This is a genomic window from Telluria sp. LT2P34, from assembly GCF_059685915.1.
In genome coordinates, this window is the sequence record NZ_JCASIN010000010.1 from 88357 (window position 1) to 107156 (window position 18800).

General features: G+C 64.1%; 15 protein-coding genes. 5 read left to right on the forward strand and 10 right to left on the reverse strand.

Annotated elements, in window-relative coordinates:
• Positions 1–8 precede the first annotated feature (8 nt).
• A complete protein-coding gene (locus AC56KZ_RS19555) occupies positions 9–1349 on the forward strand; it encodes an HlyD family type I secretion periplasmic adaptor subunit (protein WP_497163854.1) in 1341 nt (446 codons plus the stop codon).
• Positions 1350–1413: 64 nt separating this feature from the next.
• Here the strand turns inward: AC56KZ_RS19555 and AC56KZ_RS19560 are convergent, their stop codons facing one another.
• From AC56KZ_RS19560 to AC56KZ_RS19605, 10 genes are all read right to left on the reverse strand, one after another.
• Positions 1414–3120: a multicopper oxidase family protein gene (locus AC56KZ_RS19560; protein WP_497163855.1), complete on the reverse strand. Its 1707-nt coding sequence runs from the start codon at positions 3118–3120 to the stop codon at positions 1414–1416.
• A gap of 128 nt (positions 3121–3248) precedes the next feature.
• On the reverse strand, positions 3249–3986 hold the full coding sequence (locus AC56KZ_RS19565) for a response regulator (RefSeq protein ID WP_497163856.1): 738 nt from the start codon (positions 3984–3986) through the stop codon (positions 3249–3251).
• A 169-nt stretch (positions 3987–4155) separates the two neighbouring features.
• On the reverse strand, positions 4156–4932 hold the full coding sequence (locus tag AC56KZ_RS19570) for a class I SAM-dependent methyltransferase (protein WP_497163857.1): 777 nt from the start codon (positions 4930–4932) through the stop codon (positions 4156–4158).
• 61 nt (positions 4933–4993) lie between these two features.
• Positions 4994–6313 carry a sensor histidine kinase gene (locus AC56KZ_RS19575; protein WP_497163858.1) on the reverse strand — a complete coding sequence of 440 codons (1320 nt, stop codon included), beginning with the start codon at positions 6311–6313 and terminating at the stop codon, positions 4994–4996.
• Between the two features lie 18 nt (positions 6314–6331).
• Positions 6332–7669 (reverse strand): sigma-54-dependent transcriptional regulator, encoded by a 1338-nt coding sequence (locus AC56KZ_RS19580; protein ID WP_497163859.1) that lies wholly within the window; start codon positions 7667–7669, stop codon positions 6332–6334.
• 30 nt (positions 7670–7699) lie between these two features.
• Entirely contained in the window at positions 7700–8935 is a 1236-nt protein-coding gene (locus tag AC56KZ_RS19585) for an ABC transporter permease (protein WP_497163860.1), read from the reverse strand.
• A gap of 29 nt (positions 8936–8964) precedes the next feature.
• Positions 8965–10275: an ABC transporter permease gene (locus AC56KZ_RS19590; RefSeq protein WP_497163861.1), complete on the reverse strand. Its 1311-nt coding sequence runs from the start codon at positions 10273–10275 to the stop codon at positions 8965–8967.
• 9 nt (positions 10276–10284) lie between these two features.
• A complete protein-coding gene (locus tag AC56KZ_RS19595) occupies positions 10285–11010 on the reverse strand; it encodes an ABC transporter ATP-binding protein (protein WP_497163862.1) in 726 nt (241 codons plus the stop codon).
• A 38-nt stretch (positions 11011–11048) separates the two neighbouring features.
• Complete coding sequence (locus tag AC56KZ_RS19600) at positions 11049–12314, reverse strand: efflux RND transporter periplasmic adaptor subunit (protein WP_497163863.1); 1266 nt, start codon at positions 12312–12314, stop codon at positions 11049–11051.
• Between the two features lie 260 nt (positions 12315–12574).
• A complete protein-coding gene (locus AC56KZ_RS19605) occupies positions 12575–14356 on the reverse strand; it encodes a phosphoethanolamine transferase (protein ID WP_497163864.1) in 1782 nt (593 codons plus the stop codon).
• Positions 14357–14713: 357 nt separating this feature from the next.
• Here AC56KZ_RS19605 and rpsL point away from each other — a divergent pair, with 357 nt between their 5' ends.
• The 4 genes from rpsL to AC56KZ_RS19625 form a co-directional block, all read left to right on the forward strand.
• Entirely contained in the window at positions 14714–15094 is a 381-nt protein-coding gene (gene rpsL, locus AC56KZ_RS19610) for a 30S ribosomal protein S12 (protein WP_497163865.1), read from the forward strand.
• Positions 15095–15244: 150 nt separating this feature from the next.
• Positions 15245–15715 carry a 30S ribosomal protein S7 gene (gene rpsG / locus AC56KZ_RS19615; RefSeq protein WP_497163866.1) on the forward strand — a complete coding sequence of 157 codons (471 nt, stop codon included), beginning with the start codon at positions 15245–15247 and terminating at the stop codon, positions 15713–15715.
• A gap of 89 nt (positions 15716–15804) precedes the next feature.
• Positions 15805–17910 (forward strand): elongation factor G, encoded by a 2106-nt coding sequence (fusA, locus tag AC56KZ_RS19620; protein WP_497163867.1) that lies wholly within the window; start codon positions 15805–15807, stop codon positions 17908–17910.
• A gap of 83 nt (positions 17911–17993) precedes the next feature.
• Positions 17994–18800: elongation factor Tu (locus AC56KZ_RS19625; RefSeq protein ID WP_497163868.1), on the forward strand; the 807-nt coding region annotated here is incomplete at its 3' end.

Genomic DNA, 18800 nt, shown 5'->3' on the forward strand with positions numbered 1-18800 from the left:
GAGCGAACATGAACGTCTCGATCAAGGAATCGATCAACGAATCGGTCAAAGAAGCGACTTCCTGCGCCGACCAGGGCCGGCGCCTGTCCCGGATCGGCCTGTGCATCGTGGCCGGGGCGGTGGCGCCGATCGCCGCCTGGCTGGCGCTGGCGCCGCTGTCGATGGCAGTGGTGGCGCCGGCTTATGTGAAGGTCGACCTGAACCGGCGCCCGGTGCAGCACTTGGAGGGCGGGATCGTGCGCGCGGTGCTGGTGCGCGACGGCCAGAGCGTCAAGGCGGGCCAGCCGGTGCTGGAACTGGGCGACGTCGGCGTCGACGCCGACCGCAACCGCCTGGCCTTTCGCGCGATGGCCGAGCGGGCCGGCATCGCCCGTCTCGAGAGCGAGCAGGTGCGCGCGGCCGGCATGCAATTCCCGCCGGAGCTGCTGGCGGCCGGAGCGCAGGACGCGCGCGTGCGCCAGGCCATGGACAAGGAGCGCGCGCTGTTCGAGACGCGCCGCCAGTCGCTGGGGAGCGAGGTGGCGCTGCTGCGCACCCAGCGCCAGCGCATCGAGGAGGAAGCGCTGGCCTTGCAGGCGCAGATCGGGCAGCTCGAGCACTCGCTCGGCCTGCAGCGCAAGGACCTCGCCATGAACCAGGGCCTGCAGCGCGACAGCTTCATTTCGGCGGCGCGCGTGTCGCAGCAGGAAGCATTGGTGTCCGACTACGCCGCCAAGCTGGAAGAGCGCCGCTCGGAACTGGCGCGGGTCGGCGGGCGCACTGCCGACATCGACCTGAAAATCCGCGCGCTGCAAAACGAATATGTGCAGGCCGCCACCGATGGGTTGCGCCAGGCCGGCGCGCGCCTGTCGGAAGTCGAGCAGGAGATGCGCAAGACCCAGGACGCAGCCAGCCGCCAGATCGTCACGGCGCCAGCCGCCGGCGCCATCATCGACCTGAAGTTCACCTCGCCCGGCGCGGTGGTGCGCCCGGGCGATCCGATCGCCGAGATCGTGCCGGAGGACGCCGGTTTGATGCTCGAAGCCCGCATCCGCCCCGAGGAGATTAACAACGTCTACCTGGACCAGCTCGCGCGCATCAAGTTCAGCGCGCTGCGCTACCGTAACAGTGCCGTGCACGGCAAGGTCACTTATATTTCGGCCGACCGGCTGGTGGACAAGGGCACCGGGCAGCCCTATTTCAATGTGCTGATCGCCGCCGATGCCGCGTCGGTGAAAGCGGCCGGAGACCTGAAGCTGCTGGCGGGGATGCCGGCCGAGGTCTACATCGAAGGCACCAAGCAGACGCCGCTGGAATACCTGATGGAGCCGGTGACCACGGGCATACGCCGCGCCGGGCGCCAGCTATAGATTTATGGTGGTGGGCTTGCCGTTTCCGGTACCGCCGGAAACGGCTTTTTTACGTGCGAGGGGATCAGGCCACGATGTCGAAGCGCAGCATCATGGCATGGTCTTCGTGGGTGAGGTTATGGCAGTGCATGACGTACTTGCCGACATAGTCGCGAAAGCGCACGAAGATGCGCACCACTTCCTCGTGCCGCACCACGGCCACATCCTTGCGGCCCTGTTCATGCGGTGGCGGCGGCACACCGTTGCGCGACAGGATGCGAAATTCCTCGAGGTGCATGTGTACCGGATGATGCCATTCGCCGCTGCCGCGCAGCACCCAGATTTCGGCGCTGCCCTTTTTCACGGTGGCGGCCGGCTGGTCGATGTCGAACAGCTTGCCGTTGACGGTCCAGGCGCCGTTGATGCGGTCGAAGCGCCACTCGCGGGTGCGCACCACTTCCGCCAGGTTAATCGGTGGCAGCTCGCGCAGCATGGCCGGCACGCGGCTGGCGTCGGGCAGGGGCGGCTCGTCGTCGATGTCGAAGCGCAGCACCTGGCTGCCGGCCGCCAGCAGGCGCCCGGTCGGTTCGCGGCCCTCGAGCTGTTCGAGCTTGTTGACCAGATACAGCTTGCTGCCGAACGGGTAAGCCGCAAAATCGATCACGAGGTCGGCACGTTCCGCCGGCGCGATCCGGATCTTGCTCATGGTGAGCGGCTTGGGCAGCAGGTTGCCGTCGTTCGCGATATACGTAAACGCCTGGTCGAGGCTGCCGTGCACCAGGTAGAACTCGTAGAAGCGGGCCAGGCTCGCATTGAGCAGCCGAAAGCGGTATTTGCGGCGCTCGACCTTGAAGTATGGCTGGACCTTGCCGTTGACGCAGGTCTTGTCGCCCAGCAGGCCGTCGTTATCGAACTGGTCGAAGGCGACATAGCCGCCCGAGTCGAACTGGCGGTCCTGGATGGCGAGCGGGATGTCGTACTTGCCGACCCCGCTCGGCAGGCGCAGCGCCTTTGGATTCGAGTCGTTCTCATTGCCCGAGTCGAGCTCGTCGAACAGCAAATAAAACCCGGCCAGGCCCCTGTAGACGTTTTGCGCAGTGAAATCGAGCCGGTGGTCGTGGTACCACAAGGTGCCCAGGGCTTCGCGCGGGTCGCCCCGGGTTGCCGGGTACTGGTCGACTCCGGCATACACGTTCGGATACAGGTGGTCCTTGTATTTGCCGGGCGCGGTCAGGGTCGGGCCGGCCTTGGACAGGCTGTAGTAGTCGCCGGGAAAACCGTCGCTTTCAGAACCGCAGTGGGCATTATGCAGATGCGTCGAGATTTCCGGCATGCCGTAACCGACGTGGTTGGCCGGCAGCTCGTTGAAAATGCGCACCACGATCGGCTCATGGTAGCGCGCCACGATAGTCGGGCCGGGCAGCATGCCGTCATAGCCCCACACCGTCTGGGTCGGCAGTTCGGGGTGGAAGGAATGCTGCAGCGGTTTGACCCGCAGTTCGTAAAATTTTTTCGGGACGAAGTCAGTGCTCCTCTGATGCGCGGCGCGGCCGGCTTCCTGGCCACTCGGCAAACGGGTAGCGGGCGGCATCAGCGCCGCCGCCTGGGCTTTCGGCATATACACCGGGAGTGGCACCAGGAAGGGTGTGGTCGGCGGGCTCTTGAGGACTGTTCCGGCTGCGACAGGAAGGCTTGCAGTCCCCAGGACGACGCCCGCTCCCAATGCCGCCCCGCCGGCGATTACTTCCCTGCGGCCAGGATCGGCCAGGCCATCTGTTTCATCAGGCAACATGCGCTTCTCCTTATCGATCCATCCAGCCTAGCCGGGTAGCGGAAGGACGGGTCGCGCCGCGCCTGTCGTGCTGCCGAAGTAGGGATTACCCTACCGCCAAAGTAGGGACGACCCGCTACGCAGGCCGCTCAGCAGAACAGGCCGACTTCGTCCAGGCGCGGGGCTTCCGGCGCCATCCTTCGGGCCGGCAGCGACCTTGGCGGCGCGCTGGCCGTACCAGGACCTTCGATCAGGCCGATTTCCAGGGCCATCACGACCAGCTCGGCAGCGCTGCGCAAACCGAGTTTGCGCATCAGGCTGGCGCGGTGCTTTTCGACCGTCTTGGTGCTAATGCAGAGATAATCGGCGGCGGCGCGATTGGTATTGCCCTCGGCAATAAGTTTGAGAATGCTGCGTTCGCGTCCAGTCAGGTCTTTCCAGGTCGACATCGAGGGCGAATAATTGCCGGCATTCATTCCGGTCGCCATCGCGGTGGATAATTCGCTGCTGATGTATTTCTTTCCTCGGATAACACTATTTAATGCCAATTCGAATTCTGCGAGCGACGCGCCTTTCAATAGATAAGCATCGGCGCCGATTTGAAAGGCTTCGCGCACGAATTCCTCGTTGCGCGACAAGGTCAAGAGCACCACGTGCACATGCGGCAGGCGCCGCCGAATCTCGACCGTCGCGTCAAGGCCGCTCATTCCCGGCATCGACACGTCCATCAACACCAGCTCCGGCTGCAGGGCGGCAGCGGCGCGGATGGCTTGCTTGCCGTCGGAGACGGCGTCCGCCACTTCAAACCCCTGCATTCCCGCTACCAGCGAACGCAAGGCTTCACGTACCAAATTATGTTCTTCAACAATCAAGACGCGTATTGTCATGAGCCCTCCATGTTAATGAATCGGTGCTATTTATATATGGATAACTGGAACTTTATATGGAAGAGGCTGATTTGCGGTGAGCAAATATGGTATTTCTGCATTAATGTTGACGCCGTTCAAAATGATCCGAGCGTAAATTGAATAGTAGAAATGTATTGCCAGGGCTTAATTAATCATGCTGGTCGAGCATCCATTGTTTCAAACCATCGACCCATTCCCGGGCCGGCAGATTCAGGCGCCCCCGGATCTCGCCTGCGCGTTCGTACAGGGTCGAGAAATCCAGTTGCGGCGCGCGTTTGAAGGCGATCACGACGATGTTGGCGTCGTGGACTTCGGGCAGCCAGACCACGGCGTCGAAGACTGCCGTCATCGCTGCCAAATTCTTGTCGTAGTTGCCGATTTCGCCGAACACGTTGGCGGTCATGATGCCGCCAGGGCTCAGGCAATCGTGGCAGCCCTGGTAGAACTCCGGCGTGTCGAGCACCGGTCCGCGCGCCTGTTCGTCGTACAGGTCCACTTGCAGCACGTCGGCATGGCCGTGATGACGCGGGTCCAGCACATAGTCGAGCGCGTTCATTTCGCGCACATCGAGCCGCTCGTCGTTCGGCGGCAGTTCGAACAGGGCGCGGCAAATGGCGATCACGTTGGGATTGAGTTCGACCGCGGTCACCAGGGCGCCGGGCATGCGGCGGTAGCAGAACTTGGTCAGCGCCGCGCTGCCCAGGCCCAGCTGCACGATGCGGCGCGGGGCGGGCAGGAACAGCAGCCAGGCCATCATCATCTGCACATACTCGAGTTCGATCGCATCCGGGCGCGACAGGCGCATGGCGCCCTGTTCCCAGGACGTTCCCAGGTGCAGCGAACGCACGCCGTCGAATTCGGTGACGGTGGCGGGCGGGTGGCCCGGCTGGGCGAAGCGGGGATCGTGCGGAGCTTGACTGGACATGGTGCGGCAGGGCGGCGATGGAAGCCGATCTTACCAGAGCGGTGTCAGGTTACAGCCGGCTTCAGGACGCCGGCAGGATCAGCGTCACCGCCAGCCCGCCGCCCTCGCGGTTCGACAGCAGGATGCGCCCGCCGTGGGCTTCGGCGATTTCGCGCGCCAGCGCCAGCCCGAGGCCGGTGCCGCTGCGCTTGGTCGAATAGAAGGGCACCAGCGCATTGGTCAGCACCGCTTCGCTCATGCCGCTGCCGCGATCGATCACTTCGATGCGCAGCAGGTCGTGCACGCGGCGTACGCGCAGTTCGACGGCATCGGGGCTGGATCCGGATTCATGGGCGTTCTTCAGCAGGTTCAAGAGCGCCTGCTCGAGCTGCGCCGGGTCGATCATCGCCGGTTCAGCCGGCACCTCTGCGCCCAGGCGGAACCTCACTTGTGACGATAGGCGTTCGACAAACGGCGCCCAGGCGCAGGCTTGCAGGCGCGGCGTGGGCAGCTTGGCGAAGCGCGCGTAACCGAGGATGAAGCTTTCCAGGTGGCGCGTTCGCTCGCCGATGGTTTCCAGGATCTGCGGCAGGCGCTCGGTCTGATTACGCCGCACCAGCTCGGCGCCTGAGTGGGCCAGCGAAGTGATCGGCGCCAGCGAATTGTTCAGTTCATGGCTGATCACGCGGATCACCTTTTTCCAGGTCTGCACTTCCTGGCGCCGCAGCTCGGCCGTCAGGTGGCGCAGCAGAAGCAGTTCATGGCGCCGTCCGTTCAGGCTGAAATGGCTGCGCGCCAGGTGGTAGACCTGTTCGTCCTCGCCTTCGCCGGCCGTGAACAGGCCGTCGCCGCCGCGCTCGAGCGCTTCGCCCAGGGCCGGGGAGGCCTGCGCCAGCAAATCGCGCAGGCTGTGGCCTTCGAGCTTGCGGCCCTCGGCCAGCAGCTGGCGCGCGGCCAGGTTGGCATACACGATGGTGCCGGCGCGCTGCGGCGCATCGGCTACCAGCAGCATTGCCACCGGAGTGTTCTGCACCATCGTGTCGAGCAGCAGTTCGCGCTGCACCAGGTCGCGCCGCTGTTCGCGCAGCACCTGGCCGAGCGCATTGTGGGCTTTGACCAGGTCGGCCAGCTCGTCGTTTTGCGGCCAGTGCAGGCTGAAGGAAAAATCGCCGTCGCGGTAGCTGCTGACCGTGCCTTCGAGCGCGCGAAACAGCGACAGGATCGGCTGCACCTGCGAGCGCACCGTGATGATCGCGATCGGGATCACGCAGGCCAGGCACAGGCCCGCGCTAAGTGCCGCCTGGCCGGGCAGGAAATGCTCGAGGGTGAGGGCGATGCCGATGCCGACCGTGAGCAGGGTGCCGACCAGGGCGGAAAAGCGGGTGACCAGGGAGAGGCGCATGGAGTATTCAGGCGCGATTCAGGCACGCCCGATACCGAGGCGCTCCATGCGGCGGTACAGGGCCTGGCGCGACAGGCCCAGTTCGGCGGCGGCCTGCGACACCACGCCGCCGGCGCGCGCCAGGGCGGCGGCGATGGCCTCGCGGTCCGGCTCGGCATCCAGCGCCTGGGGCTGGAAGGCGGCGGCCGGCAGGCCGAGGTCCGGGGCGCGAATGGTGTCGCCTTGCGCCAGCAGGTTGGCGCGCGCCATCACGTTTTTCAGTTCGCGCACGTTGCCGGGCCAGCCGTGCGCCAGCAGGCTGCGCTCGGCGGACGGGTCGAAACGTTTTCCGCGCGCCAGGAAGCTGGCGGCCAGCGGCAGGATGTCGAGCGGGCGCGCATGCAGTGGCGGCAGGCGCAGTTCGATCACGTTCAAGCGATAAAACAGGTCTTCGCGAAAGCTGCCGGCGCGGATCATCGCTGCCAGGTCGGCATTCGTGGCGCTGATCACGCGCACCTTCACTTGCCGCTCGCGGTTCGAGCCGAGCCGCTCGAAGCGGCCGGTCTCGAGTACGCGCAGCAGTTTCATCTGGCCGGCGGGCGGCAGGTTGCCGATCTCATCCAAAAACAGGGTGCCGCCGTCGGCCGCCTCGAACTTGCCTTCGCGCGCGCGGGTCGCGCCCGTATAGGCGCCCGCCTCGGCCCCGAACAGCTCCGCTTCGATCAGTTCCGAGGGCAGGGCGCCGCAGTTGAGCACCACGAAGGGGCCGTTCGCCACCTGGGAATTGGCCTGGATGATTTCGGCGATGCGTTCCTTGCCGGTGCCGTTCGGGCCCGTGATCAGCACCGGGACATCGGCGCGCGCCACCTGGCAGGCCAGCTGCAGTACCCGTTCCGTGGCCGGATCGGCCCAGACCAGGCCGCGCAGGTCGTACTGCGTTTCCAGCTCGCGCCGTTCGCGCCGCTCGCGTCCGACACGTTGCAGCAGCGCGCGGTTGGCCTGGCCCAGCTCCACCAGGTTGGTGACGGTCGCCAGCAGGCGCTCGTCGTTCCAGGGCTTGGGCAGGTAGTCGGCGGCGCCCGCCTTGATCAGGTCGACCGCCGCATCGAGGTGGGTCCAGGCCGTGAGCAGAATCACCGGCAGATCCGGGTACAAGGCCCGGATCTGGCGGAACAAGGCCACGCCTTCCTCGCCGGACGTGGTGTCCGCCGTGAAGTTCATGTCCTGGATCACCAGGTCGACGCTGTCGCGCGCCAGCACGGCCAGCCCTTCTTCCGGCGAGGCCGCGTGCAGCGCTCCGATGTCGTGCAGCGAGAACAGCACGTCGAGGGCGATGCCGACGGCGGCGTTGTCGTCAATGATGAGTACAGTAGGCATGGGCGTCAGGATAGCACTGCTTAATTTCCATCAGGCACTTCTGGTCGCCAGCGCCGGCGAAGTACTGGCCGCGCGCCAGGCCGGTCCGTACACCGCGATCACGCCGAGCAGCCAGAACACGACGGCGCCGGCGCCCAGGTAGCCAAGCGGCAGGCGCGTCATCTCGAGTTTGCTCACCAGGAGCTGGTTCAGCGCCACCCCGAGCAGCATCCCGCCCGCCACGCCAGTGCTGGTGATGATCAGGTTTTCAGTGATGAAGTAGCGCAGGATATCGATCCGGCGCGCACCGAGGGCGCGGCGTACGCCGATCTGCTTGCGCCGCTGCGTGATCCACAGGCTGGCCATGCCGACAATGCCGCAGCAGGTGACCAGCAGCAGCAATACGCTGACCGTCACCAGCATCCATTGCACCGTCACGCTGCCGCGGTAGCGGGTGCTGCGGTCCTTGTCGGTCGCGGTCAGTTCCAGGATCAGCGGCAGGGGCGAGGACTTGCGCAGCGCGGCTTCGGCTTCCTTCATCACGCGCTCGCGCTGGCCGGGTTCGGCGCGCACGGCGTACAGCGTACCGCGGCCGCCGCCATACAGGCGCTGCGGAATGATCACCGAATGCATGGCGCGTTCCCGGAACTCGGCGTGGGCGCTGATCAGGTTCTCGACCACGCCGATGATGCGGGTCGGCCTGGCGTCGGCGCCGGTGCCGAAATACATGGTCTTGCCGATCGCGCTGGCGCCCGGCCACAGTTTTTCGGCGAGCGGCCGGGTGATGATCACGCCCGGCGGGTAGATGCTCTCCTTGGCCTCGTTGACGTCGATCAGTTCCGGCGCCAGGAAGTCGCGCCCTTCGACCAGCTTCAGGCCGAGCGTGTTGATCAGCGAGTCGCCCGACAGGTAGACCGAGCCGACCGTGCTTTCCTTGGCCTGGCGCGGATCGAGCGCCAGCGAGGTGTTGCTGCCGCTGCCGGACATCGGCATCTGGCTGACCTGGGCCGCGGCGGCGACCCCGCCGACGGCGCGCAGCACTTCGGTCTGGCGCCGGATATCGGCGAGCTGCTGTTCCGGGGTCTCGTTTCCGAGGCTGCGCACCTCGATGTGGAAGACCGCGTGCTCGTCGGCCATGCCCGAAGGACGGGCGGTCAGGCCGCGCCGCTCGTTCACGATGTGCAGCGCATTGGCCAGGATGGCCAGGCTGAGCGCGACCTGCAGCGCCACCAGGATCGGGCCGGTCTTGTTGCGCAGGAGTGCCGCAAAAATGGGACGGATTTCCATGACTGTTTTCCTTGTTGGGCTTATTGGGCTTATTGTGATTTCAGCTGGATCGCCGGCGTGACCTGGCAGGCGCGCCAGGTCGGCAGCAGGCCGGCCAGCATGGCGGCGCTCACCGAGATCACGAAGGTCAGGCCCAGCATCTCCCAATCCATCGTGGCCAGATTGGCCATCGCCTTGCTGGTCATGCCGATCAGCTGCAATGCGCCCAGGGCCAGCAGCAGGCCGAGCACGCCGCCGGCCAGGCCCACCACCACGGTCTCGGTCAGGAACTGGCGGAAGATGTCGGAACGCGAAGCGCCGAGCGCACGCCGCACGCCGATCTCGGAAGCGCGCACCGAGAACTTGGCCAGCAGCAGGCCGACCGTGTTGACCAGGCACAGCACCAGGAAGCCGAAGGCAAGCCAGGCCTGCAGCTTGCTGTCCTTGCCGACCACACCCGTGTATTCCATCCAGCCCCGGACGTCGTACAGGTGAGTTGGCGTAGCGCGCTTCAGGCGCCCCAGCTTGCGCTGTTCGGCGGCATAGTTCTGGAGCCAGGACTCGACTTCGCCGCGGTCGCTGCTGGACGCCGTTTCGATCCAGGCCGTGACCCAGGTGCAGTCCGAGGTGAGGCGCGCGGCGAAGCCCGGACCGATGTCCTGGGCGCAGCTCATGCCGCCGTTGTGCTGGGTCTCGTGGCGCACCGCGGTGGAGAGCGGAATGAAGAATTCCTCGCCGGTGGCGTAGGGCGAACCGCCCTGCAGCAGGTAGACGCGCGGCAGCATGCGCCATTTTTCGGTGACGCCGACCACGGTGAACGGGAAGCCCATCAATTTCAGGCGCTGGCCGACCGGGTTGACGTTGCCGAACAGCTTGTCGGCCATCGGGCGGCTCAGCACCACCACGTCGGCGCCGCGCGCTTCGTCGGCCGCGCTCCAGGCCTGGCCGTAGGCGAAGGGCACGTCGAACATCGCGAAGAAGTCGCGTGTCGGGGCCAGGCCGCCCATCGTGAAGGGCGGCAGCTCGCGCCGCGGCGGCTCGACCGGGGAGGCGACGCCGTACAGGGCGGTGCGGCGCACGCCCAGGCCGCTCTTGACGACGTTCATCGCATCCTGGTAGCTGATCTGGATGTCGTCGGGTTTTTCGCCCGCCGTGTAGCCGTCGAGCGAACCGGGGTCGATCAAGGGCACGAACAGGCGCGCGCTTTTTTGCGGGATCGGGTCGTTCGACATCATGTGCAGGATGGTCAGCGTCGACACGCTGGCCGCCACGCCGATGGCCAGGGTGATCACCATCAGCGCGGTCAGCGCGGGATTGCGGCGCAGGCTGCGCACGCCGAGTTTCAGGTAGTAAGCGAACATGCCGGCTCCTCAGGCGGTGGCGGGGCTGGCCGCCGCGCCTGTCGTGTCGACCAGGGTCGGGCCCTTGCGCACCAGGTCCGACACCTGGCCGTCGATGATGTGCACGTTGCGGTGGGTGCGCACGGCCAGTTCCGGGTCGTGCGTGACCATCAGGATCGTGGTGCCGGCCGCATTGATTTCTTCCAGCAGGTCCATCACGCCGCGCGCCATCTGGGTATCGAGGTTACCTGTCGGCTCGTCGGCCAGCAGCAGTTTCGGCGAACCGGCCAGCGCGCGCGCGATCGCCACGCGCTGCTGCTGGCCGCCCGACAGCTCGGCCGGGAAATGCTTCATGCGCGAGGACAGCCCGACTTTCGCCAGCGCGTCCTCGATGCGTTCCTTGCGCTCGGCCGCGTTGAAGCCGCGGTAGCGCAGCGGCACGTCGACGTTGTCGAACAGGTTCAGGTCGGGGATCAGGTTAAAACCCTGGAAAATGAAACCGAGTTTTTCGTTGCGCAGGCGCGAGCGCGCGTCGTCGTTCATGCCCTTCACGTTGACGCCGTCGAGCACGTACTCGCCGCTGGTGAATTCTTCGAGCAGGCCGGCGATGTTCAGGAAGCTGGTCTTGCCCGAACCCGAGGGACCGGTGACGGTGACGAATTCGCCCTTGTTGACCTGGATCTCGAAGCCGCGCAGCGCGTGGGTCTCGATCATGTGGGTGCGGTACACCTTGGAGAGCTTGGTCATGCGCAGCATGGGATGTCCTTTCAGGATGGTTTTTATGAAGGGTTGACTTAATTAATGGAGACGCGTGCGGCGTTCTCGAAGGTGTCGGTGCCGGCGACGACGACCTTGTCTCCGGGTTTCAAGCCGTCGACGATTTCGACCGAGGACAGGCTGGTGGCGCCGAGCCGGATCGGGGTGCGAATCGCCACGCCGTTCTCGACGCGGTAAGCAAAGCGCCCGCCTTCGCTTTCCACAAAAGGACCACGGGGCACCATCACGACGTTCGGCTTTTCCTCGATCAGCAAACGCGCCGTGACGCGCTGGCTCTGGCGCAGACCCTTCGGCTGGGCGCCGTCGAAACGTACGCGCGCCAGCACCTGGTTTTTGACCACTTCCGGCGACAGGGCGACCAGCTTGCCGGTGGCGGTACCCGTGGGCAGGGCGATTTCCGCCGTCATGCCGATCCCCATGTCGGAGACATAGGTTTCCGGGACTTCGACTTCGACTTCCAGGCGCGACAGGTCGACCAGGGTCATCAGGGGGGCATTGGCCGCCACCACCATCCGGTTCTGGACGTTCAGGGTGCCGATGAAGCCGTCGACCGGGGCGCGCACGGTCAGTTCGTCGACGCGGCGCTGGGCATTCGCCATCGACAGGCGCGCCCGTTCCAGTTCATTGCTCTTGGTGCGAATCGCCAGGGCCACGTCGTCGCCCTCCAGGTTCGCGGCCTGGGCCGCGTGTTTGGCGCGGATGCCGGCCGAGTTCAGGGCGTCCTTGGCCTTCTGGTAATCGATCTTGGCGATCACGCCGACTTGCGCCACGCTCTCGTAGCGCTCGAGCGTGCGCTGGGCCGACAGGCGGTCGATCTCGGCGACATCCGCTTCGCGCTGGGCCAGCAGCTTCTGTTTGCGCGACAGGATCTGCTGGCGCGCGACTTCGGCTTTTAATTGCTCCCAGGTCGACTGTTCGCGTTTCAGGGCGTCGGACAGGTCCGGGGACTCGAGCACGGCCAGCACGTCGCCGCGCTTGACGGTGTCGCCGGCGGCCACTTTCAGGTTGACCGTGGCGGGGGCGGTCGAAAACAGGGTCGGGCTAACGGCGGCGACCACGCGTCCATTCACGGAAGCGTCGCGCACCAGCGTGCCGCGGACCACGTCGGCGATGCGCAGGCGGCTGGCGTTGACGGAGTGTTCGCTGTCGCCCCAGGCGGACAGGAGCAGGGCCGCGCCGGCAGCGATGGCGACGGCGCCGCCGATCCAGAGCGAGCGGCGTTTCAGTTTGCTGTTGGGCGCCGCAGTCAGGACGGCGTCTTGTTCGGAGGTATCGCGGATCATGGGTGTCCAGTAACAACAGTGAATACTGTCGTTATTGCACGATCCGTGCCAGGTGCTAAGTGCTTGATTTGCTTGGGCGGACGGGGTGTCCGGGGTGTCCGGATGGGGTGGGGCGTACGTACGCGGACAGGACCACAGGTGCGGACAGGGTGGGGCTGTTGCCTGTCGCGTTATCGGGTTGCATGATCCGCGTGGGCTCTCGAGCCCACGCGGATTCAACACACCGATAACAGACAGGCAACAGCCCCACGACCCTTCACCTACCTGCGCGGCAGCGGCTTCCCATTCGCGATCACCTCACGGCAATCGCCCTGCATGCGCGCATCGTCGTAGTCTGTCCAGCCATAACTGTCCACATAACGCTTGTGCGGCGCCAGCTGCGCGCTGGCGATACTGCGGTGTAAATTTTCGCCCGGGTAGCGGATGTCGCCCAGGTCGACCAGGGTATGGAACACGTTTTCGGTGGACAGGCGCGCCGCGCGGTGGGCGCGCAGTTGCGCCACCTTGTCCGGGAAGCGCGCGCCGTAGGCGTCCGAATACCAGGCAAAGGCGGGCACGTGGAATTCGTGCTGGTTGTTGTGGCCATGGAACACCTGGCGGCAGGCGCCGTCGTACAGGGTCTGGCCATGGTCGGCCACATACATCAGCGCCGCCGCCCGCGCGCCCTGCTTGAGTTGCCCGACCAGCCCGGCCAGGAACCAGTCCATGTACAGGATCGAGTTGTCGTAGCTGTTGTTGAGCTGCGCTTCGATCGCGCCGTCCGTCAGCACCGGTTTCGCCACGCCTTTCAAGGAAGGCTTCCACTGGTCGAAGCGGGGCGGGTAGCGCTGTGCGTAATTCCAGTGGCTGCCGAGCGTGTGCAGCACGATCAGCTTTTTCGGCGCCGGGTCCAGCAGCGCGCGGCTGAAGGGCTTGAACAGCACTTCGTCGTAGTTGGAATTGTCCGTAAAACCGCCCAGGTTCAGGAATTCGACCGCGTCCGCTTCCTTGGCGAACACGGACACGGGGGTATCGAATTTGCCGAACGAGATCTGGTTCGACAGCCAGAAGGTTTTGTAGCCGGCCTCCTTGAAAGCGCTGAGGAAGGATTTTTCCGTGAAGCCGTCTTTCAGACTTTGCATCGCGGGCTTGCGCGAAATGATGACCGGCACCGACAGGCGCGTCGCCGACACCGAGGTAATCAGGTCCTGGAGCGACACCAGGTTGGGTTCCTGCGCCAGCAGGGGATTGGTCTGGCGCGCATAACCGTTGATGCTCCAGCGGTCGAAGCGGGCCGATTCGCCCAGCACCAGCACGATCACGTCCGGCGCCCGGGCCGGGTCGCCCTGGCTGGCGCCGAAGCGAAAGCTGCTGCTGCGCTGGTGCAAGTCGGCGAGATAGACGCGTTCCTTGTAGAAGTCGAGGCCGCGCACGGCCACGCCGAAGGGCCAGGAGCGGGCAAACGCCTTGATGTCGAAGGGGGGCTGCGCCCAGCGCGGCAGGGGCGGCAGCGTGTTTGCGGCCGCCGGCCTGGCGGCCTCCAGGCGCATCGCGTCACGCTTGGGTGCGGGCCCGGCCTTGACGCCGTAGGCGAACAGCGCGGCAGCCGCCAGCAGGCAGCCGAGCACCAGCCAGCGCGAGCGGTCGTTCCAGTCGAGGTCCCGGGTGGCGAGGGCGGCCCGGTAACTGCCGGCCCACCAGGCGACCATGGCGACGATCACCGCCAGCATCAGCCAGGCCCTGGCGCCGAGGTATTCCAGCGCTTCGAGCGGACTGGTTTCGGCCATGATGCCGAGGTGATGGGTCGAGATGCCCTGGCCGTAATAGGTATACAGGTAGAGCTCGGCCGGGAGTGCCAGGAAGGCCGGCAGCAGCAGCCAGTGAAAATACGCTGGCCGCTTGAACAGGGCCCAGGCGCCGATCCAGGCGAAGACGGCCATGCCGGCCAGCTGGCTCGGGTCGGCGACGGGCAGCTTGATTACCAGCGGGAACAGGGGCGCCAGGGACAAGGCCAGGTAAGTGAGCACCAGCGTCAGGTTGGCGGGGCGCAGCAAGAATCGCATCGGGGAGAGAGGAGGGCAGAGGCAAGGCGGCCATTATCCGGCCTTTATCGGCGCGAAAGCTATTCCCGTCATGCAATAGCGCAGCAGGCAAGCTTGTCGACTGTGTCACGCCTGCCACAGGCGGGCGCCTCCTCGACGGGCTCGCTGCCCGGAAAATCAGCAAATCGGTTGACCGCAATTTGCGAGGAGTCTATACTCGCGAGTTCTCGATTTACTTTGCACATCGCTGACGCATTCGCAGCCGCTCCTTCGGTGAGTGGCTTTCGTCGCCTCTGCCGTCAATTGTCGGGACTAGGTTTCAGTCCCCGGACTCCATGTTCGGGTTATCAACTGTAGTACTTTGTTGGATTAGGAACGATGCCAACCATCAATCAACTGATTCGCAAGCCGCGCGTTGCCGCGGTTGTGAAGAGCAAGTCGCCGGCACTTGAAAACTGCCCGCAAAAGCGCGGTGTCTGCACCCGTGTGTACACCACGACCCCGAAGAAGCCGAACTCGGCTCTGCGTAAGGTCGCCAAAGTTCGCCTGACCAACGGTTTCGAAGTCATTTCGTACATCGGCGGTGAGGGCCACAACCTGCAAGAGCACAGCGTTGTCCTGCTGCGCGGCGGTCGTGTCAAGGACTTGCCAGGTGTGCGTTACCACATGGTTCGCGGTGCACTCGATACCCAGGGCGTCAAGGACCGTAAGCAGGCTCGCTCGAAGTACGGCGCCAAGCGTGCCAAGGCGAAGAAGTAATAGCCTGAGAAGTCATTCTGCGGTCTCGGTCATACCGGGGTCACATTTAAAAGTTAAGTTGAACCGGCCGGAAGGTCGAGTAAGTGAGTGGTCATGATGGCCCTCGCGAGTGCTGATTCGGCACTCAACTGAAGATAGGAAGGAATTGATATGCCACGTCGTCGTGAAGTACCCAAGCGCGAGATCCTGCCAGATCCAAAATTCGGCAATACGGATGTCGCCAAGTTCGTCAACGTTCTGATGTTGTCCGGCAAGAAGTCGGTCGCTGAAAACATCATCTACGGTGCGTTTGAACATATCCAGCAAAAATCGGGCAAGGACCCGCTGGAAGTGTTCGCAGCCGCGATCAACAACGCCAAGCCAATGGTCGAGGTTAAGTCCCGCCGTGTTGGCGGCGCCAACTACCAGGTGCCAGTGGAAGTTCGTCCGGTTCGTCGTATGGCGCTGTCCATGCGTTGGTTGCGCGAAGCCGCAAACAAGCGCAGCGAAAAATCCATGCCACAACGCCTCGGCGGTGAACTGTTGGAAGCCGCAGAAATGCGCGGCGGCGCCATGAAGCGTCGTGACGAAGTGCACCGTATGGCCGAAGCGAACAAGGCGTTCTCGCACTTCCGCTTCTAAGCACACAGTAGTAGCTGTTGTTCAGGCCGGGCACATTTTGATACCAAGATGCCGCCCGGTTTTGTCCATTCAAAGATTTAGGAAAAATTATGGCACGCAAGACCCCCATTGAGCGCTACCGCAACATCGGTATCTCCGCTCACATCGATGCTGGTAAGACCACCACCACCGAACGCGTCCTGTTCTACACGGGCGTGAACCACAAGATCGGTGAGGTGCACGATGGCGCCGCAACGATGGACTGGATGGAGCAGGAGCAGGAACGCGGCATTACCATTACCTCGGCAGCGACGACCTGCTTCTGGAAGGGTATGGCCAACAATTTCGAGCCGCACCACATCAACATCATCGACACCCCGGGCCACGTCGACTTCACGATTGAAGTCGAGCGCTCGATGCGCGTGCTCGACGGCGCCTGCATGGTTTACTGTGCAGTCGGCGGCGTGCAGCCACAGTCGGAAACCGTGTGGCGCCAGGCTAACAAGTACAAAGTGCCACGCCTGGCCTTCGTCAACAAGATGGACCGTACCGGTGCGAACTTCTTCAAGGTCTACGACCAGATGCGCGCGCGCCTGAAGGCCAACCCGATTCCGCTGCAGATCCCGATCGGCGCCGAAGAGAACTTCCTCGGCGTGGTCGACCTCGTCAAGATGAAGGCAGTCTACTGGGACGACGCGTCGCAGGGCATGAAGTTCGACTACCGCGAGATCCCGGCCGAACTGGTCGATCAAGCCAACGAATGGCGTGAAAAGCTCGTCGAGACCGCTGCTGAAGCGACCGAAGAGCTCATGAACAAGTACCTGGAAGAAGGCGACCTCTCGGAAGAAGAGATCAAGGCCGCCCTGCGCCAGCGTACCATCGCGTCGGAAATCGTCCCGATGATGTGCGGCACCGCGTTCAAGAACAAGGGCGTTCAAGCCATGCTCGACGGCGTGATCGAATACCTGCCGTCGCCAGTCGACATCCCGCCAGTCGGCGGTACCGACGAGGACGACCAGCCGGTCACCCGCCGCGCAGCCGACGACGAGAAATTCTCGGCGCTGGCATTCAAGATCATGACCGACCCGTTCGTCGGCCAGCTGATCTTCTTCCGCGTCTACTCGGGCACGATCAAGTCGGGCGACACCGTCTACAATCCGGTCAAGAACAAGAAAGAGCGTCTTGGCCGTATTCTGCAGATGCACGCGAACCAGCGTGAAGAGATCAAGGAAGTCCACGCCGGCGACATCGCCGCCGCGGTCGGCCTGAAAGATGCGACCACGGGCGAAACCCTGTGCGATCCAGCGTCGATCATCACCCTGGAAAAGATGGTCTTCCCTGAGCCGGTCATTCAGCAGGCTGTCGAGCCGAAGACCAAGGCCGACCAGGAAAAGATGGGCCTGGCCCTGAACCGCCTGGCACAGGAAGATCCGTCGTTCCGCGTGCGTACCGACGAAGAGTCGGGCCAGACCATCATCGGTGGTATGGGCGAGCTGCACCTGGAAATTATCGTCGACCGCATGAAGCGCGAATTCAGCGTCGAAGCGACCGTCGGCAAGCCACAGGTTGCCTACCGCGAGACCATCCGCAAGACCGTCACCGACGTCGAAGGCAAGTTCGTCAAGCAGTCGGGTGGTCGCGGTCAGTACGGCCACGCCGTCCTGACGATCGAGCCGCAAGAGCCGGGCAAGGGCTTCGAGTTCGTCGACGCCATCAAGGGCGGTGTGATTCCTCGCGAATACATCCCTGCAGTCGAAAAAGGTGTGCGCGAGACCCTGACGTCGGGCGTGCTGGCCGGTTACCCGGTCGTCGACGTGAAAGTCACCGTCACCTTCGGTTCGTACCACGACGTCGACTCGAACGAGAACGCGTTCCGTATGGCCGGTTCGATGGCATTCAAGGACGGCTGCCGCAAAGCATCGCCAGTCATCCTCGAGCCAATGATGTCGGTCGAAGTGGAAACGCCGGAAGACTACGCCGGTAACGTGATGGGCGACCTGTCGTCCCGCCGCGGTATGGTGCAGGGCATGGACGAAATCCCGGGCGGCGGCGGCAAGATCATCAAAGCCGAAGTGCCACTGTCGGAAATGTTTGGTTACTCGACCTCGCTGCGTTCGGCGACCCAGGGCCGTGCAACCTACACGATGGAATTCAAGCACTACTCGGAAGCGCCTAAGCACGTGATCGACGCGATCGTCACCGCTAAGTCGAAGTAATCAGTAATTCAGCCCTGGCGGTGACGTCACTGCCGGGGCAAACAATAAAACACAATAAGTCGTTCTTTTAAAGGAAGATCAAAATGGCAAAAGGTAAATTCGAGCGGACCAAGCCGCACGTCAACGTCGGCACCATCGGACACGTTGACCACGGCAAGACCACGCTGACCGCAGCAATCGCAACCGTCCTGTCGAAGAAATTCGGCGGCGAAGCGAAGGCCTACGACCAGATCGACGCAGCACCGGAAGAAAAAGCACGCGGCATCACCATCAACACCGCACACGTCGAGTACGAGACCGAGAACCGTCACTACGCACACGTTGACTGCCCAGGCCACGCCGACTACATCAAGAACATGATTACCGGTGCCGCGCAGATGGACGGCGCGATCCTGGTGTGCTCGGCCGCCGACGGCCCAATGCCACAGACCCGCGAGCACATCCTGCTGGCGCGTCAGGTCGGCGTTCCGTACATCATCGTGTTCCTGAACAAGTGCGACCTGGTCGACGACGCAGAGCTGCTGGAACTGGTCGAAATGGAAGTGCGCGAGTTGCTGTCGAAGTACGAGTTCCCAGGCGACGACCTGCCAATCATCAAGGGTTCGGCACGTATGGCCCTCGAAGGCAAGCCGGGCGAAATGGGCGAAGACTGCATCATCGCTCTGGCCCACGCACTCGACACCTACATCCCGACGCCAGAGCGCGCTGTTGACGGCGCCTTCCTGATGCCAGTCGAGGACGTGTTCTCGATCTCGGGTCGCGGCACCGTCGTCACCGGTCGTGTCGAGCGCGGTATCGTCAAGGTCGGCGAAGAAATCGAAATCGTCGGCATCATCGACACCGTCAAGACCATCTGCACCGGCGTGGAAATGTTCCGCAAGCTGCTGGAC

Coding starts and splice junctions, on each gene's coding strand:
- AC56KZ_RS19555 (WP_497163854.1), top strand. CDS start 9: ATGAACGTCTCGATCAAGGAATCGATCAACGAATCGGTCAAAGAAGCG.
- AC56KZ_RS19560 (WP_497163855.1), bottom strand. CDS start 3,120: ATGTTGCCTGATGAAACAGATGGCCTGGCCGATCCTGGCCGCAGGGAA.
- AC56KZ_RS19565 (WP_497163856.1), bottom strand. CDS start 3,986: ATGACAATACGCGTCTTGATTGTTGAAGAACATAATTTGGTACGTGAA.
- AC56KZ_RS19570 (WP_497163857.1), bottom strand. CDS start 4,932: ATGTCCAGTCAAGCTCCGCACGATCCCCGCTTCGCCCAGCCGGGCCAC.
- AC56KZ_RS19575 (WP_497163858.1), bottom strand. CDS start 6,313: ATGCGCCTCTCCCTGGTCACCCGCTTTTCCGCCCTGGTCGGCACCCTG.
- AC56KZ_RS19580 (WP_497163859.1), bottom strand. CDS start 7,669: ATGCCTACTGTACTCATCATTGACGACAACGCCGCCGTCGGCATCGCC.
- AC56KZ_RS19585 (WP_497163860.1), bottom strand. CDS start 8,935: ATGGAAATCCGTCCCATTTTTGCGGCACTCCTGCGCAACAAGACCGGC.
- AC56KZ_RS19590 (WP_497163861.1), bottom strand. CDS start 10,275: ATGTTCGCTTACTACCTGAAACTCGGCGTGCGCAGCCTGCGCCGCAAT.
- AC56KZ_RS19595 (WP_497163862.1), bottom strand. CDS start 11,010: ATGCTGCGCATGACCAAGCTCTCCAAGGTGTACCGCACCCACATGATC.
- AC56KZ_RS19600 (WP_497163863.1), bottom strand. CDS start 12,314: ATGATCCGCGATACCTCCGAACAAGACGCCGTCCTGACTGCGGCGCCC.
- AC56KZ_RS19605 (WP_497163864.1), bottom strand. CDS start 14,356: ATGCGATTCTTGCTGCGCCCCGCCAACCTGACGCTGGTGCTCACTTAC.
- rpsL (WP_497163865.1), top strand. CDS start 14,714: ATGCCAACCATCAATCAACTGATTCGCAAGCCGCGCGTTGCCGCGGTT.
- rpsG (WP_497163866.1), top strand. CDS start 15,245: ATGCCACGTCGTCGTGAAGTACCCAAGCGCGAGATCCTGCCAGATCCA.
- fusA (WP_497163867.1), top strand. CDS start 15,805: ATGGCACGCAAGACCCCCATTGAGCGCTACCGCAACATCGGTATCTCC.